The sequence below is a fragment of the Flavobacterium branchiophilum FL-15 genome, from assembly GCF_000253275.1.
Taxonomy (GTDB): Bacteria; Bacteroidota; Bacteroidia; order Flavobacteriales; family Flavobacteriaceae; genus Flavobacterium; species Flavobacterium branchiophilum.
Map to the genome: position 1 here is coordinate 2,272,400 of NC_016001.1, position 15,185 is coordinate 2,287,584.

The 15,185-nt window shown below is 31.0% G+C and carries 16 protein-coding genes; 12 read left to right on the forward strand and 4 right to left on the reverse strand.

The window, feature by feature from the left end; translation table 11 throughout:
* Positions 1–2: 2 nt before the first annotated feature.
* Positions 3–1,166 carry a THUMP domain-containing class I SAM-dependent RNA methyltransferase gene (locus FBFL15_RS09830; protein ID WP_014084454.1) on the reverse strand — a complete coding sequence of 388 codons (1,164 nt, stop codon included), beginning with the start codon at positions 1,164–1,166 and terminating at the stop codon, positions 3–5.
* Between the two features lie 127 nt (positions 1,167–1,293).
* Here FBFL15_RS09830 and FBFL15_RS09835 point away from each other — a divergent pair, with 127 nt between their 5' ends.
* The 5 genes from FBFL15_RS09835 (at position 1,294) to FBFL15_RS09855 (ending at position 5,217) form a co-directional block, all read left to right on the forward strand.
* A complete protein-coding gene (locus tag FBFL15_RS09835; RefSeq protein ID WP_014084455.1) occupies positions 1,294–2,055 on the forward strand; it encodes a class I SAM-dependent methyltransferase in 762 nt (253 codons plus the stop codon).
* An 11-nt stretch (positions 2,056–2,066) separates the two neighbouring features.
* Positions 2,067–2,735 carry a ZIP family metal transporter gene (locus FBFL15_RS09840; RefSeq protein ID WP_014084456.1) on the forward strand — a complete coding sequence of 223 codons (669 nt, stop codon included), beginning with the start codon at positions 2,067–2,069 and terminating at the stop codon, positions 2,733–2,735.
* Positions 2,736–2,770: 35 nt separating this feature from the next.
* Positions 2,771–3,595 (forward strand): N-acetylmuramic acid 6-phosphate etherase, encoded by an 825-nt coding sequence (gene murQ / locus FBFL15_RS09845; protein ID WP_014084457.1) that lies wholly within the window; start codon positions 2,771–2,773, stop codon positions 3,593–3,595.
* Positions 3,585–3,812 (forward strand): DUF6095 family protein, encoded by a 228-nt coding sequence (locus FBFL15_RS09850; protein ID WP_014084458.1) that lies wholly within the window; start codon positions 3,585–3,587, stop codon positions 3,810–3,812. The genes murQ and FBFL15_RS09850 overlap by 11 nt, the downstream gene beginning before the upstream one ends.
* Positions 3,813–3,912: 100 nt before the next feature.
* Positions 3,913–5,217 (forward strand): MFS transporter, encoded by a 1,305-nt coding sequence (locus FBFL15_RS09855; RefSeq protein ID WP_014084459.1) that lies wholly within the window; start codon positions 3,913–3,915, stop codon positions 5,215–5,217.
* 101 nt (positions 5,218–5,318) lie between these two features.
* Here FBFL15_RS09855 and FBFL15_RS09860 read toward each other — a convergent pair whose 3' ends face one another.
* The gene (locus FBFL15_RS09860; RefSeq protein WP_014084460.1) at positions 5,319–7,418 is read right to left on the reverse strand and encodes an LTA synthase family protein; all 2,100 of its coding nucleotides are present in this window, start codon (positions 7,416–7,418) and stop codon (positions 5,319–5,321) included.
* 161 nt (positions 7,419–7,579) lie between these two features.
* On the opposite strand from FBFL15_RS09860, the gene FBFL15_RS09865 reads away from it, so the two are divergent.
* Genes FBFL15_RS09865 through FBFL15_RS09890 form a run of 7 tightly spaced genes read left to right on the forward strand, consistent with a single transcriptional unit; the run spans position 7,580 to position 12,770 of the window.
* On the forward strand, positions 7,580–8,014 hold the full coding sequence (locus tag FBFL15_RS09865; RefSeq protein WP_014084461.1) for a thioredoxin family protein: 435 nt from the start codon (positions 7,580–7,582) through the stop codon (positions 8,012–8,014).
* On the forward strand, positions 8,015–9,010 hold the full coding sequence (locus tag FBFL15_RS09870; protein ID WP_014084462.1) for an FAD:protein FMN transferase: 996 nt from the start codon (positions 8,015–8,017) through the stop codon (positions 9,008–9,010). It abuts the gene before it with no gap.
* 14 nt (positions 9,011–9,024) lie between these two features.
* Positions 9,025–9,234: a DUF4266 domain-containing protein gene (locus tag FBFL15_RS09875; RefSeq protein WP_014084463.1), complete on the forward strand. Its 210-nt coding sequence runs from the start codon at positions 9,025–9,027 to the stop codon at positions 9,232–9,234.
* A 27-nt stretch (positions 9,235–9,261) separates the two neighbouring features.
* Positions 9,262–9,897, forward strand: a complete 636-nt coding sequence (locus FBFL15_RS17140; protein ID WP_338030102.1) for a DUF3570 domain-containing protein — start codon at positions 9,262–9,264, stop codon at positions 9,895–9,897.
* The gene (locus tag FBFL15_RS17145) at positions 9,894–10,703 is read left to right on the forward strand and encodes a DUF3570 domain-containing protein (protein WP_338030103.1); all 810 of its coding nucleotides are present in this window, start codon (positions 9,894–9,896) and stop codon (positions 10,701–10,703) included. Before FBFL15_RS17140 ends, FBFL15_RS17145 begins: the two co-directional genes overlap by 4 nt.
* A gap of 10 nt (positions 10,704–10,713) precedes the next feature.
* A complete protein-coding gene (locus FBFL15_RS09885) occupies positions 10,714–11,385 on the forward strand; it encodes a response regulator transcription factor (protein WP_014084464.1) in 672 nt (223 codons plus the stop codon).
* Positions 11,382–12,770: a sensor histidine kinase gene (locus FBFL15_RS09890; protein ID WP_014084465.1), complete on the forward strand. Its 1,389-nt coding sequence runs from the start codon at positions 11,382–11,384 to the stop codon at positions 12,768–12,770. The genes FBFL15_RS09885 and FBFL15_RS09890 overlap by 4 nt, the downstream gene beginning before the upstream one ends.
* A 226-nt stretch (positions 12,771–12,996) precedes the next feature.
* On the opposite strand, the gene FBFL15_RS09895 is transcribed toward FBFL15_RS09890, so the two are convergent.
* Positions 12,997–13,599, reverse strand: a complete 603-nt coding sequence (locus tag FBFL15_RS09895) for a hypothetical protein (protein ID WP_044032239.1) — start codon at positions 13,597–13,599, stop codon at positions 12,997–12,999.
* Between the two features lie 345 nt (positions 13,600–13,944).
* Positions 13,945–14,568 (reverse strand): CatB-related O-acetyltransferase, encoded by a 624-nt coding sequence (locus tag FBFL15_RS09900; protein ID WP_014084467.1) that lies wholly within the window; start codon positions 14,566–14,568, stop codon positions 13,945–13,947.
* Between the last annotated feature and the right edge of the window lie 617 nt (positions 14,569–15,185).

A 15,185-nucleotide genomic window follows, 5' to 3' on the forward strand; every position in this document is an offset into this window, starting at 1 on the left:
TTTTAAATATTTTTTTCCTGAAATTTGGTTCTTTTGCTACCCGAATACATTTCATATTTAACCAATCTGGATTCGATACTGGCATTAAACAACTTGATTTTTCGAGAAGGTTTTAGCCCAACGTGTTTTAATGCATCGAGGTTTCCTGTAATAAACCAAGCGTTTGTAGATGGGTAATTTTTTTTGAGGGTATTGCCTATTTGTTTATAAAATTCTTCCATGTGTATGTCCAGTCGTTCATCATAAGGCGGATTAAATACAATATGTAATGGAGCGTTAGTTGTTTTTTCTGTTTCAAAAAAATTGGTGTTTTCTACAGTAATATATCCGTCTAAATTGGCATTTTTTATGTTTTCTTTAGCTTTTAATACAGCACTTGGAGCTTTGTCATAACCCACAATATTATAATTAAATTCTTTAGTTTTTTTTAATAAACTAGCCATAATTTCGTCAAATAAATCATTATCCCAATCTTTCCATTTTTCAAAAGCAAACTCTTTTCTATTAATATTTGCTGGAATTTGGCAAGCAATCATTGCGGCCTCTGCCAAAAATGTTCCAGAACCACACATAGGATCTAAAAAATCGGATTGTCCGTTCCAGCCAGATAACAACAAAATACCCGCAGCCAATACTTCGTTGATTGGTGCAATGTTGGTTGCCGTTCGATAGCCCCGTTGGTGCAATGATTGTCCTGAAGTATCCAAGGCCACCGACACTTGATCTTTGGCTATATGAATATTAATTCTCAAATCGGGAAACGATTTGTCAATGCTTGGTCGTTGTCCTGTGCGTTCTCTAAACTGATCCACAATGGCATCTTTACATTTTTGCGATACAAATTCTGAATGGTTAAAATATTCAGAATGTACCGTGGTATCAATAACAAATGTTTGATTGGCATGTAAAAATTTGGCCCAATTCATACTCGAAATGCCTTTATACAATGCTTGTTCGTTATTGGCCTTAAAGTGGTAAATGGGTTTTAAAATTTTCAAAGCCGTTCTCAAAGAAAGATTTGCTTTATACATAAAACCTTTATCTCCAACAAAACTTACCATTCTTATACCAACTTCTACATTTTGAGCACCTAAATTTTTCAATTCGGTTGCCAATATCTCTTCAAAGCCAAAAAAAGTTTTGGCAATCATTTTAAAATTTTCCATATTGTATTGCTAAAAACAACATTTTGAAAAGGTTGTTTGTTTTATATTATTTTTTAAGACTAAAAAATTAATTCAAGTGCAAAAATACATTAAATTTGCAAGCTATAAATCGATTATAACTAAAATAATGTCTGAACAATCAAAATCAAATACCTTGCAGCAAAAGGATACCCCAGATTGGTTTGCCTCGTGGTTTGACTCTCCTTATTATCATATTCTTTACCAACATCGAAATGATGAAGAAGCTCATTTTTTTATGGACAATTTAACCCAATATCTGAACATGGATGAGGGGTCAAAGGTGTTGGATTTGGCTTGTGGCAAAGGCCGCCATGCCGTTTATTTGAATCAATTAGGTTATGATGTTTTAGGAGTTGATTTGTCAGAAAACAGTATCCAAATTGCAAAAAATAATGAAAATGATCAATTGCATTTTCGGGTACACGATATGAGAGAACCTATTGGAGAAAAATTTGATGCCGTATTGAATTTATTTACAAGTTTTGGTTATTTTGAAAACAAAAATGATAATTTAAAAACACTTCGTGCTATACAATCAAGTGTTTCCGAATATGGTTTTGCGGTTATCGATTTTATGAACGTGCCTTATGTTGTAGAACATTTGATAGCCCATGAAACCAAGATTCTGAACGATATTACGTTTCACATTCATCGCTATCTTGAAGCAGGATTTATACATAAAGAAATTCGATTTGAAGACAAAGGACAATCTTATTTTTTTGTAGAAAAAGTAGCTGCATTAACTTTATCAGATTTTGAATTGATGATGGAAGAAGCAGGAATATATTTATTAGACATTTTTGGCGATTATAAGCTAAAAAAATACCATAAAACCGAAAGTCAAAGACTGATCATGATTTTTAAATAAGCCAAAAGCAAATGTATTATATTTTACCTTTATTTTCAGTAATAATTGGCTATTTGGTAGCTTTATTTTTGAAACCAAAAAACAAGAAAAACCTTAAACTGTTATTGGCATTTTCTGGTTCCTTTTTGCTTTCTATAACTGTAATGCACTTGCTACCAGAAGTTTATGAACAGCACGAAGGCCACGCAGGTTTATGGATTATGATGGGGATATTGTTTCAAATCATTTTAGAATTTTTTTCAAAAGGAGCTGAACACGGGCATGTTCATGGCCATCAAACGATAGATAACATCCCTTGGTTGCTTTTTGTTAGTTTGTGTATTCATGCCCTTTTAGAAGGATTTCCAATTCAAAAATCGCCAGATTTGGCCATAGGCATTGCCATTCATCATTTGCCAATAGCTATTATTTTGACAACTTTTTTTGCACAAGCACAATTAAATCAAAGGGCTATTTTTATTTTTATGATTGTTTTTGCTATCATGACCCCGTTAGGTACTTTTTTATCTGCCTACATCCTACTTTTACAACAATTACAAATGCCATTAACCGCCATAGTTATAGGGATTTTATTTCATATTTCATCAACTATTATTTTTGAAAGTAGCGAAGGACATAAATTTAACATTGCTAAAATTACTATGATAATTTTAGGAATTGGTTTAGGTTTTTTTATCTAAAAAATGATTTTTTACAACACCTATCTATTATCAATATGGATTTCAATAAAATTACAGAACAAACATCAAAATACAATCATTTAGAACAAATGAGTGTTCAGGATTTGCTTGCCAATATGAATAAAGAAGATCAAACTGTACCTTTGGCCGTTGCACAATCTTTACCACAAATCGAAAAATTAATCCATCAAGTTGTGGACAAATTGCAAAACGGGGGCAGGTTGTTTTATATTGGTGCAGGAACTTCGGGCAGGCTAGGTATTGTAGATGCTTCGGAGTGTCCGCCCACATTTGGAGTGCCTTTTGATATGGTACATGGTATTATTGCTGGTGGCGATAAAGCCATTAGAAAGGCTGTAGAAAATGCCGAAGACAGCACCACCCAAGCATGGGAAGATTTAATGTTGTTCAAAATTAATGAAAATGATGTGGTCATTGGTATTGCTGCTTCTGGCACAACACCTTATGTTATTGAAGGTTTGAAAAAATGCAACGAAAACCACATTATTACAGGAAGTATTGCTTGCAATGCCAATAGTCCGCTGTCTCAAGTGGCACAATTTCCAATAGAAGTTATTGTGGGCCCCGAATTTGTAACGGGTAGTTCCCGATTGAAAGCGGGTACTGCTCAAAAACTAGTACTCAACATGATATCGACAGCAAGTATGATTCGATTGGGCAGGGTTGTAGGAAACAAAATGGTTGATATGCAACTGACAAACAACAAGTTAATAGACAGAGGCACCAAAATGATAATGGAAGAAACCACGCTTTCCTATACTGCTGCTGCCACTTTATTAGCACAACAAGGAAGCGTTAGAAAAGCAATTCAATATTTCAAAAAAAATCATGGCAATTAATAAAAAACTACTCTCAAAAGGCATACAATATTTATCTGGGGCACTGCCGCTTTTTTTTATTGGCCCATTCATGATTTATAATGCCTTAATGAACAAGCAAAACCCTTGGCATTACCTCATTCTTGGATTAGGGATTTTATGCTGCGGTATATCTATGTGGTTGATGGCCAAAGGATTAAAAAAAGTTGTAGATGGTATTTTTGAAGAAAAATCCTAAATTTTTATTAAAATCTAATAAAAATAAACAAAAATACTTATTTTTTGAATTTATATCGAGTAAATTATTATTTTAGCCCACTTCTATAAATACAAATAAAATGGAAAATTTACATAAAGGCGACAAAAAATTAATTAACGCCTGGGCCATCTATGATTGGGCCAATTCTGTGTATAGTTTAGTAATTGCCACCGCTGTTTTTCCTATATATTACGAATCTGTTACTAGTCAAAACAACGGAATGGTCATTTTTTGTGGTATTTCATTTCACAATACCACTTTACTTTCATACAGTTTATCATTTTCCTTTTTAGTTGTCGCGTTTTTATCACCTATTCTATCTGGTATTGCTGATTATACTGGGAACAAAAAAAGATTTCTTCAATTTTTTTGTTATTTAGGTTCTTTGTCTGTTATGTGTTTGTATTTTTTTGAAGGACAAAGTACAGTATGGATTGGAATAGTATTTACCATTTTGGCAAGTATTGGATTTTGGGGAAGCATTGTGTTTTATAACTCCTATTTGCCCGAAATTGCCCCACCCGAGGACCACGATAGAGTAAGTGCCAAAGGATTTATGTTTGGTTATACGGGTTCTGTTTTATTGTTGAGTTTTAATTTGACTATGGTTTTGCACCCCGAGTGGTATGGCATTACAGACCCTACCCTACCCTCTCGCATCTCTTTTTTGTCTGTTGGAATTTGGTGGATTAGCTTTGCTCAAATTACTTTTTATTATTTGCCAAACAATGTTTTTCAAAAAAAACCTGAAAAAGATTTTATCTTCAAAGGCATTAGAGAATTGAAAATAATATTAATGAATTTGAAAAACCATCCTGCTTTAAAGCAGTATTTAATAGCTTTTTTCTTATACAGTATTGGCGTGCAAACCATTATTTTATTAGCAGGAATTTATGGCAAAAAGGAACTTGGAATAGATACTAGCAAGTTGATAATCACTATTTTATTAATACAAATTGTAGCTATTTTTGGTGCCTTTTTATTTTCTAGGATTTCAGAAAATATTGGTAATATCAAAACATTAAAACTGACAATTGCCATTTGGGGGTTGATATGTTTTGCGGCATATTTATTAGATGCTCGAAACAAGTATATCAATATACAATTTTATGCTCTGGGTGCCATGATAGGAATGGTTTTGGGTGCCATACAATCTTTGTCTAGATCTACTTATTCCAAACTGTTACCTCATACAGAAGACCATACAACTTATTTTTCTTTTTTTGATGTAACCGAAAAATTAGCCATTGTTTTAGGAACCTTTATCTTTGGTTTAGTGGGTGCCATAACCGAATCCATGCGAAATTCTATATTTATATTGGCCGTTTTCTTTTTGCTGGGATATATCGTATTGAGTTTTATGAAACCAATTGACAAACATTAGATTAAAAAAATATTTACATATATAAATATTAATTATAATTTTATATATGTAAATTAATTTTTATATTGTAACTAATGATGGTTACATTCAAATCATTTTACTTATTTATGAGAATCATATTGTTTATTTTTCAACAATAACGATGCTGTTTGGTAATATGAAATGGTTTCTTTTTCTAAATCCAAACGGGGTTTGGTCATTGGTAATTGCTCATACATCAATTGAAAATCGTTACTCAAATTTTTGTTGTATTGCACGTGCAAATCGTATTGTTTAACTTGTTGTTTTGGAGCTATTATCGTTAGCTTATTGTCTTTAATTAAACCTAAATTTTGATAAGTAGCAATAAATGCACGAGGTTTGTAACTGGATTTTAAAACATCTTGTCCATAAAATTTACTTTTATAATTAAAATGTAAAAGACCAAATAATGTTGGCATAACATCAATTTGGGACATCAAAATATTGATATTTTGAGGGGCAACAAAATCCGGTGCGTAAATCATGGCTGGAATTCGGTATTTATCAAGCGGCAATTCTGTTTTACCAGAACTCGAAGCACAATGATCGGCTAAAATCACAAAAACGGTTTCTTTAAACCACGGTTGTTTTTGAGCCATTTTAAAAAATTGTTTTAATGCAAAATCTGTATATTTTACGCCACCTTCTCGTGATTTGGAGTTACTTGGTATATCAATTTTACCATTTGGATATGTAAAAGGGCGGTGATTACTTACAGTCATCCAATGGTTAAAGAATGGTTTTCCTGTTTTGGCTTCCGCATTCATTACTTCTATGGCTTTACGGGCCATGTCTTCGTCGCACACCCCCCATACGTTGGAAAATGTAATGGCCTCTGGCTTCAATGAATTTTTATCAACAATATGATAATTATTTCCTTCAAAAAAATCTTTCATATTATCAAAATAAGCATCACCACCATATAAATACTTAGTTTGATAGCCTTTTGATTGGAATACAAAGCCTGTGGCAAATTTATTTTTGTTGTCTTTGCGTTTTACCACACTTTCGCCTGCTGTGGGTGGAAAACAAAGCGTAACGGCCTCAAGCCCTCTAACGGTTCTATTTCCAACAGCATATAAATTGGTAAATTGCATGCTTTGTGTAGCCAAACTATCTAAAAATGGGGTAATGTTTTGATCGTTTCCATAACATTTCATAAAGTCGGCACTCAAACTTTCAATCGTAATCAAAACTACATTTTTATGCAATTCTGGTACATTATCATGCAGCATACGAGTGGTATTATCTTGCTGAATATCAGGTATTTGATTTTTTAAAATAGCAAATGCTTCTTCATTTGGTATCGTTTTATAAAACTTAAAATAATCCAATTCACTATTTCTAAATGCTTTATAAAATTTGTAAACCCCATTGGATTGTAGTTCATTTACAAATATATTTTGAGCATTTTCTTTGTTGGATAAAATGGGAATTATCCACAATGCCAAGGCAAATAAAGTAAAGTAAAGGGCCGTAATTTTTATTTTTTCTGAAAATGTTGGAATTTGTTCTATGTAAATTTTAGATTTTTTAATGATAAAATAAGAAATAAAACCAACAATAACAAATAACAATGAAAAAATTGGCACAACAGGATAAGATTGCATGATATTCCCTATAACTTCGTTAGTATATACCAGATAATCCACCGCAATAAAGTTGTATCTTACACCAAATTCATTCCAAAAAAAGTATTCGCTGATAGTGTTTTGTAAAATAATTAATACATATAAAAAAATCACAAAACTAAATAACCAATACCTTAATTGAGATCTGTATTTTGGAAGCCACAACATTAAACCAAAAAAAATGGTTTTTATGGCAACAAAAGTAATTCCAATTTCTGGCAAAACGCCACCATATTCATTAAGAATAGTATTAAAAAAAGTAACATAAATGAGTAACAAAACCAATAAGAAAAAAACGATGTAACCGAATGGTTTGTAATATTTTGAGTTCGAAATAAAAATTAAATACAACCATAAAAAGAAAATTCCTACAATAGAAACTGCAACATCAGAACATAAACCCCAGAAAAGCAGGGTAAATGTTTCTATTATTTGAAATTTTGATTGCGTTATTGGATGAAAAATCAATATTATTCTTAATAAGAAAGACATGATGACATACAATATACTCAAATTGATAAATGGGGCTAATTTTTTTAAATCGAACATACATTTTTTAATTTGCTACAAAAATATTCATTTTTTATCAAAGTAAACTAGAAATCGTTAGAAAATTGCTTTCTTAAAATTCACTTAAAAAATAGGCGTTGTCAAAATAATATCATGAAATAACAGTTATATTTGACATATAAATCAATACTTTTTTAAAAATGAAAAAAATAGTTGTAATCACATTCCTATTATTAGGACAAATAGGTATTTCGCAAACTTGGAAAACCAATTTTGAAGAGGCAAAAAAACAAGCTATTGCTGAAAATAAAAATATTTTATTAGTCTTTTCTGGAAGTGATTGGTGTGGGCCATGCATAAAATTAGATAAAAATATTTGGCAATCGAACGAATTCAAAAAGGAAGCCGATAAAAGTTGGGTACTATTAAAAGCCGATTTTCCAAAGAAAAAAGCCAATCAGTTACCCGCTGAAGTAACGGAAAACAACAACAAATTGGCCGAAAAATACAACAAAGACGGAAATTTTCCTTTAGTTGTACTTTTAGATAAAACAGGAAAAGTGTTGGGCATGACGGGGTATCAAAAAATGGATGCCGCTCCATTTTTAGAAAACATTCATAAATTTGAAAAATAAATGAAAAATATAATTGTTTTTTTAATTTTAACAATCACTTTTAATAGTTTTAGTCAAATCATTGTTCGTAGAAAACTAACCATGCTAACGAGTCCATTTGAAATGACTGTTGTAGCAAAAGACAGTTTAGAAGGGCATCGGTATATAGATGAGGCCATTGCCGAAGTAAGGCGAATTGAACTTTTAATTTCGGATTGGATACCAACTACTCAAATTTCACTAGTAAATCAAAATGCTGGTATTCAACCTATTAAGGTTGATGAAGAAGTTTTTGAATTGGTCAAACGTGCCATCAAAGTATCCAAACTTACCAATGGAGCTTTTGACATTTCGTATGCATCGATGGATAAAATTTGGAAATATGATGGCTCGATGACCGCACTGCCCTCTGATGAAGCCATAAAAAAATCTGTTGCCAAAATAGGGTATCAAAAAATAATTTTAAATGAAACCGAGAAAACTATTTTTTTAAAGGATAAAGGAATGAAACTTGGTTTAGGAGGCATTGGACAAGGGTTTATAGCCGATAAAATTAAACAATTATTGAAAAAAAAGGGATGTTTGTCAGGAATTGCAAATGTATCTGGCGATATTGCGGCTTGGGGCAAACAACCTAATGGCGAACCCTGGACTGTTGGTATCATTAATCCGATGAATAAAAACAAAGTATTTGCCACTTTTCCGTTGGTAGATGCCTCGGTAGAAACCTCTGGAACGTACGAAAAATATGTGGTTTTTAATGGGAAAAGATACAGCCACATCATCAATCCAAAAACGGGATGGCCTGCACAGGGTATTGTAAGTGTAACGATTTTTGCAAAAGAAACCGAAATTGCCGACGGATTAGCAAAAGGAGTTTTTCTATTTGGAGTTGAGGCTGGCATCGATTTGGTCAATCAGCTAAAAGGGGTTGAGTGTATTGTTGTGGACGATTTAGGCAAAATCCATGCGTCTAAAGGGATTAATATTGAAAAAATGAGTTTGAATTATAAATAAATAGACCTTAAAGAATGAAAAAATTAGTAATTTTATGTTTATCTGGAATATTTTTACAGTCGTGTACCAGTGTAAAAGAATACGAAAAAGCGAAAATTAACGATCCAGAAATGAAACTTTCTGCACGTAAAGTAGAAAAACACGAAACCGCATTTCAAATATATAGAGAAGCTGCGGCAGGAGCAAATGGCGGAAAATCAGGCGGAGGCTGCGGATGTAACTAAATGGTAAAAGATATTAAAACTACAAAAATGAAGATTCAATTATTGGCATTATCGGCTTTTTTTATGAGCCTTATGATGCATGCACAACAAAAAGACAGTACCATTGTATTCAAAAAGAAAGTTTTAGAAAATACAGAAGTTGATTTTATATCCAGTTATTATTCACAAGACGGCTCTCATTCTGCAGTAAGTGGAGGGATTGGTTCAGAAAAATTAACCGACATTGCTTCCAATATTGTCATTGCAATTCCATTGAATACAGACGATATATTGACGGTAGATGCAGGATTATCCGCCTATACCTCGGCGTCGTCTAGTAATATCAATCCGTTTAATAAAACGGGAGCATCTGGAGCTGGAGGTGATGATGACCGATTAGACAATAATAATGGTACAACTACCCCAATAGGTACTCCATGGCAAGCTTCGTCTGGAGCTTCAAAAAGCGATCAATTAATCTCGTTATCAGCAAGTTATAGTCATTCAACAGACAACCGAAATTTTATTTGGAATGTAGATGCTTCTGTTTCTAGCGAATATGATTATAGCTCTACAGGATTTGGTGCTGGTGTTACAAGATTATTTAATAATAAAAATTCGGAAATTTCTGTAAAAGCCAATGCTTATTTAACAATTGGAGACCTATATATGCTACAGAATTGAGCGAATATGGAAAATATGGAAGTGGTTTTTATGTTAATGGTTATTTTAATGGAATAACAGTATATAATCAAAATGGCGTGGCTACAACGGCTTACCTGCCTTCAAAGTTTAAAGTTTGGGACTCAACGGGCAGAAATTCATTTGCGTCTATGTTTAGTTTTTCGCAAGTAGTTACTAAAAACTTACAATTTTCAGTCTTTTTTGATATCTTAAAACAAGAAGGTATGTTATCAACTCCATACCAAAGAATTTATTTTGCAGATAAAGCTAATTTCTATATTGGAAATAAAAGTTTTATACCGGTTTATGAATCATCAAGTAATACTGGGGTTTATAGACTAGCAGACGACATTGAACGATTGCCAAACACACGTTTCAAACTGCCTATGGGCATGCGATTGAATTATTATATCAACGAAAAATTCATTTTCAAAACCTATTACCGTTATTATCAAGACGATTGGGATATAAAAGCACATACTTTTTCTGCAGAATTACCTATAAAACTTACAGATGCTTTTACTATTTATCCCATGTATCGTTTTTATACACAAAATCAATCTAAATATTTTGCTCCATTTGAAAAACATCTTTCAACTGAAACTTATTATACGTCCGATTATGATTTGTCCACGTTTCAAGCTAACCAATATGGCATAGGTTTTGATTATACAGACCTTTTTGCAAGTACAAAAATATTTGGTTTAGGTATAAAAAATATTGATTTTAGATTCAATCATTATTCCCGAAACGATGGTTTGACTGCCAATATTGCTACGATAGCTTTTAAATTTACAACAGATTAACAAATAAATTTTGGTTAAAATATTAATTATTGAAGATGAATTGGCAATTGCAAACTTCCTCCAACAAGGATTGGAGGAAGAGCAATACCATGTCATCATTGCCAACGATGGATTGGAAGGCTTGGCTTTATTCAAACAAGAAAATCCCCATTTGGTGCTATTGGATTGGATGTTGCCCAAAATGTTAGGACTAGATGTTTGCAACGCTATTCGATTGATAAACCATGATATACCCATCATTTTTTTGACAGCAAAAGACACTTTATCAGAAACAATAGACGGGCTAAAAGCAGGTGCAAATGATTACATCAAAAAACCTTTTTCGTTTGAAGAGTTACTATTGCGAATCAAAATACAACTTAAAAATGTTGATTTTGATACCAAACTAACGTTAGGAAACATAGAAATAGATTTGAAAGAATACCGTGTATTTAACAATAAAATAGAAGTTTTGCTTACACAAAAAGAATTTTCATTGTTGGCTTATTTAATAAAAAACAAAGGCAAAGTGTGTACTAGAGCTCAAATTATTGAAGATGTTTGGGACATCCATTTTGATTATGACTCGGGGGTTATTGATGTTTTTATTAATGCTATTCGCAAAAAATTAAATCTAAAAAAAGATTTAGATTACATAAAAACCATTAGAGGCATTGGCTATATTGCAAACGAAATTTCATGATGATGTTTAGATTTTCATACAAAAACAGAATGGCATTTTACTACATTCTCTCTACGGCTTTATTAATATTTGCCGTATTTTTTGTAATATATTACACCGTAAGCATGAGTGTTTACAATCATGTAAATCAAGATATTGAAAGCGAAGTAAGCAAACATTTGTCTGAAATCGAAATCAAAAATGGACAAATTCGACTGTTGCACCACAACGAATGGCTAGAACGAGAACACAATACTGTGGCTGTAAATCCAGTATTTGTACAGTTTATGAATAGCAATAAAATAGTTGTTGAAAAATCTCCAAATTTGAATCGGATTGAACTTCAGTTTAACAGCAAATATACTGAAAATCAATTATTTAACACACAATTAGCTAGCAAAAAAATCAGGCAAATTCAGGTTCCTATTTATAACAAAAATCAAAAAATGGGTTATTTGTTAGTAGCCATGTCGTTAGAAGAGGCTCTGATGGTACTTCAAAACCTGTCGCAAATATTAATTTTGGCTTATCCATTAATTTTGATACTTTTATTTTTCATAGCCCGATTTATTACGGGTAAAAGTATTAAACCCGTACAAACCATCATCGATACATCAAAAGAAATTACCAAGGATAATTTGCACAAAAGAATTAAATTACCAGATAATAAAGACGAATTGTATATTTTATCTCATACAATTAACGATTTATTAGATAGAATAGAAAATGCCATTGTCAGAGAAAAACAGTTTACCTCGGATGCTTCTCATGAATTGAGAACGCCTCTTACTATTATCAAAGGTACTTTGGAAGTTTTAGTAAGAAAACCTAGGTCGCAAAAGGAGTATGAAGAGAAAATTATTTTTTCGATAAGCGAAATAGACCGTTTAAATGAGTTGATTACAGAGTTATTATTTTTGGCTCGTGTCGAAAACGGTTTACAACAAATTGACAATCAACTATTTCATATTAATGCTGTTGTCAGCGAGTATCTGTCTAGGCATCAAAAGAAAATTAATGAAAAAGAACTTAAAGTAATATCACTTTTGGAACATGATTTTGAAATCTTTTCGGACAAATATTGGGTAGCCATTTGTATCAATAACATTTTGTCTAATGCGATTAAATATTCCAAAACAAAATCTGTAATCCAAATTTCAGTTCAAGAAACACCCTTTTTTCATATATTGACTATTGAAGATAATGGTATTGGCATCAAATCAGAAGATTTAGAAAAAATATTCCAACCCTTTTTTAGATCAAATGCCATTGAAAATCCAGATATTAAAGGTAGTGGATTGGGACTTTCAATTGTAAAAAAAATATGCGACTTACTTCAAATTGACATTTCTATTCAAAGTATTGAAAATCAAGGAACTAGCATTAAGTTGTACTTCAAAAAATAGACAAGCGTTTTATTATTTATTTCAAATTTATTTACAAAAAACAATTTTTTCTTAAAAAATCATTAATATCATTTTGATAAATCCATAAGAGGCATGAAAGGAATTGGTGCTAGATTCAACCCGAGCTTATTTCATTATGTATTTATTTGTATTGGAATTCCGTAATTTCATTTCATTGCTAGGTTTGCAGTTGCAAGGGAACTCTAGGTTTTTGTGAAATTGCCTTTTACTTATAATAATTTTTAAATGTAAAAAATATCAATAACAAATAAGCAATTATTGGTAAATAATATTTTTTTTCAATTTCTTCTATATTAAGCAATTGATTTTCTCGTTCATTTCGGTTTATGTGTATTGGTCTATAACTACAAGTCATCATTCTAATTGGATTTTTATTTGGTTTTGGTTTACTTGGATTTGCAAACCAAATATCATTTTTATATAGCAAATAAAATTCAGCTTTTTCAATAGCTAAAATTTCTAAAACTCTGATAAAAGTCCAATATTCAGATTTTTTTTCAAAATGAAATTTAACACCAATTAATGAGTCGTTTGAAATAATTAACTTATTTATCGTTTTTTCGGCATTATTTAATTTGATTTTGTCTGTTTTATTATCACCTGTCAAATTTACATGATAAATTTTTTTTGATTTTAGAAACGTTGTAATTTCTTTATGATATTCTTTTCCGTCCCAAATATGTATGTCAATTGAGCTATATTGTTTGAATGCGTTGATGTTTTTTAAATATAAAATACACAAAATCGGTAGCATTATTATACTTATTAATCCCGCCGTATAATGAATTTTTCTGCTGTTTTTTCTCATTTATAACGTTTTTTTGTTTGAAGGAATCGCATAATATCAGTCTGTAAAAAAAACTGTTGTTAAATGTTTCTCAAAAATAGTAAAAAAAAATGGAACTAAAAATTATTCTTTGTGCATTTTACCATACATCATATTCAAATAATCTGCTAAAGACTTCAAAAAAAGTGGTTACTAAATCCTCATAAAATGCTATTTAAAAATTTTTCGATAAACCCGTAAGGCAATGAATGGATTGCTTTACTTCACTAATTTTATTTTTTAAAGACACTTGTTGAATTTCAATACATTGCTAGGTTTGCAGTTGCAAGGGAGGATTAGTTGCTTTATAATCATCTTTTTTATTTATTAAAATTTCAAATAATCTATATTTTCACTTGTTAAATTTTGAATGTTTTCAGTTATTTTTTCTATATTCCAATTCCACCATTTTATTTCTAACAACTTTTCAATTTGTTCTTTTGTAAATCTTTTTTTAATTTCCTTTGCTGGATTTCCACCAACAATTGAATATGGTTCTACATTTTTGGTTACTGTAGAATTGGTCGCAATTATTGCTCCATCTCCAATTTTTATTCCTGGCATTATTGTCGAATTAAATCCAATCCAAACATCATTTCCAATTTCTGTATTCCCTTTTGTTGGGTAGTTTTTTCCATCCATTGCATTTTCCCAATCTTCTCCAAAAATTGCAAAAGGAAATGAACTTATTGATTTTGTTAAGTGATTTGCACCATTCATTATAAATTTTACGTCAGAAGCAATCATACAAAATTTTCCAATTATTAATTTATCTCCAATAAACTCAAAATGATATTTAACATTTTTCTCAAAATTAGTTACGTTTTCAAAATCGTCATAATAAGTATAATCTCCGATTATAATATTCGGGTTTTTAATTATGTTTTTCAAAAAACAAAGTTTATCATAATTTTCTAATGGGAATTTGTTGTCTTTATTTGGGATTTTCATTTTTATAATTCTGTTAATTCTTTTGTTTTTCTGTCGCACGAAACTGTCGCACTACAGCAGTCTGTAAAAAAAACTGTTGTTAAATATTTTTCAAAAATAGTAAAAAAATGGAACTAAAAATTATTTTTTTGTATATTTAAACTCTACTTAATCAATATCGTTTTGTTAATCGTAATATAGTGATAATTGCACTTAATCTTTGTCAAAGTTTAAAACTTTGACAAAGATGATTGATTCAAATTAGTATATTATGCCTCCATTTTTATTAGTTGATTGCTTCTGTTTTTCAGTTAGGAGTATCATACCTTAAGTTAGGAATATCATACCTTAAGTTAGGAATATCATACCTTAAGTTAGGAATATCATACCTTAAGTTAGGAATATCATACCTTAAGTTAGGAGTATCATACCTTAAGTTAGGAATATCATACCTTAAGTTAGGAATATCATACTTTAAGTTAGGAGTATCATACCTTAAGTTAGGAATATCATACCTTAAGTTAGGAATATTGTACCTTAAGTTAGGAATATCATACCTTAAGTTAGGAATATCATACCTTAAGTTAGGAATATCATACCTTAAGTTAGGAATATCATACCTTAAGTTAGGAATATCA

Coding starts and splice junctions, on each gene's coding strand:
- FBFL15_RS09830 (WP_014084454.1), bottom strand. CDS start 1,166: ATGGAAAATTTTAAAATGATTGCCAAAACTTTTTTTGGCTTTGAAGAG.
- FBFL15_RS09835 (WP_014084455.1), top strand. CDS start 1,294: ATGTCTGAACAATCAAAATCAAATACCTTGCAGCAAAAGGATACCCCA.
- FBFL15_RS09840 (WP_014084456.1), top strand. CDS start 2,067: ATGTATTATATTTTACCTTTATTTTCAGTAATAATTGGCTATTTGGTA.
- murQ (WP_014084457.1), top strand. CDS start 2,771: ATGGATTTCAATAAAATTACAGAACAAACATCAAAATACAATCATTTA.
- FBFL15_RS09850 (WP_014084458.1), top strand. CDS start 3,585: ATGGCAATTAATAAAAAACTACTCTCAAAAGGCATACAATATTTATCT.
- FBFL15_RS09855 (WP_014084459.1), top strand. CDS start 3,913: ATGGAAAATTTACATAAAGGCGACAAAAAATTAATTAACGCCTGGGCC.
- FBFL15_RS09860 (WP_014084460.1), bottom strand. CDS start 7,418: ATGTTCGATTTAAAAAAATTAGCCCCATTTATCAATTTGAGTATATTG.
- FBFL15_RS09865 (WP_014084461.1), top strand. CDS start 7,580: ATGAAAAAAATAGTTGTAATCACATTCCTATTATTAGGACAAATAGGT.
- FBFL15_RS09870 (WP_014084462.1), top strand. CDS start 8,015: ATGAAAAATATAATTGTTTTTTTAATTTTAACAATCACTTTTAATAGT.
- FBFL15_RS09875 (WP_014084463.1), top strand. CDS start 9,025: ATGAAAAAATTAGTAATTTTATGTTTATCTGGAATATTTTTACAGTCG.
- FBFL15_RS17140 (WP_338030102.1), top strand. CDS start 9,262: ATGAAGATTCAATTATTGGCATTATCGGCTTTTTTTATGAGCCTTATG.
- FBFL15_RS09890 (WP_014084465.1), top strand. CDS start 11,382: ATGATGATGTTTAGATTTTCATACAAAAACAGAATGGCATTTTACTAC.
- FBFL15_RS09895 (WP_044032239.1), bottom strand. CDS start 13,599: ATGAGAAAAAACAGCAGAAAAATTCATTATACGGCGGGATTAATAAGT.
- FBFL15_RS09900 (WP_014084467.1), bottom strand. CDS start 14,568: ATGAAAATCCCAAATAAAGACAACAAATTCCCATTAGAAAATTATGAT.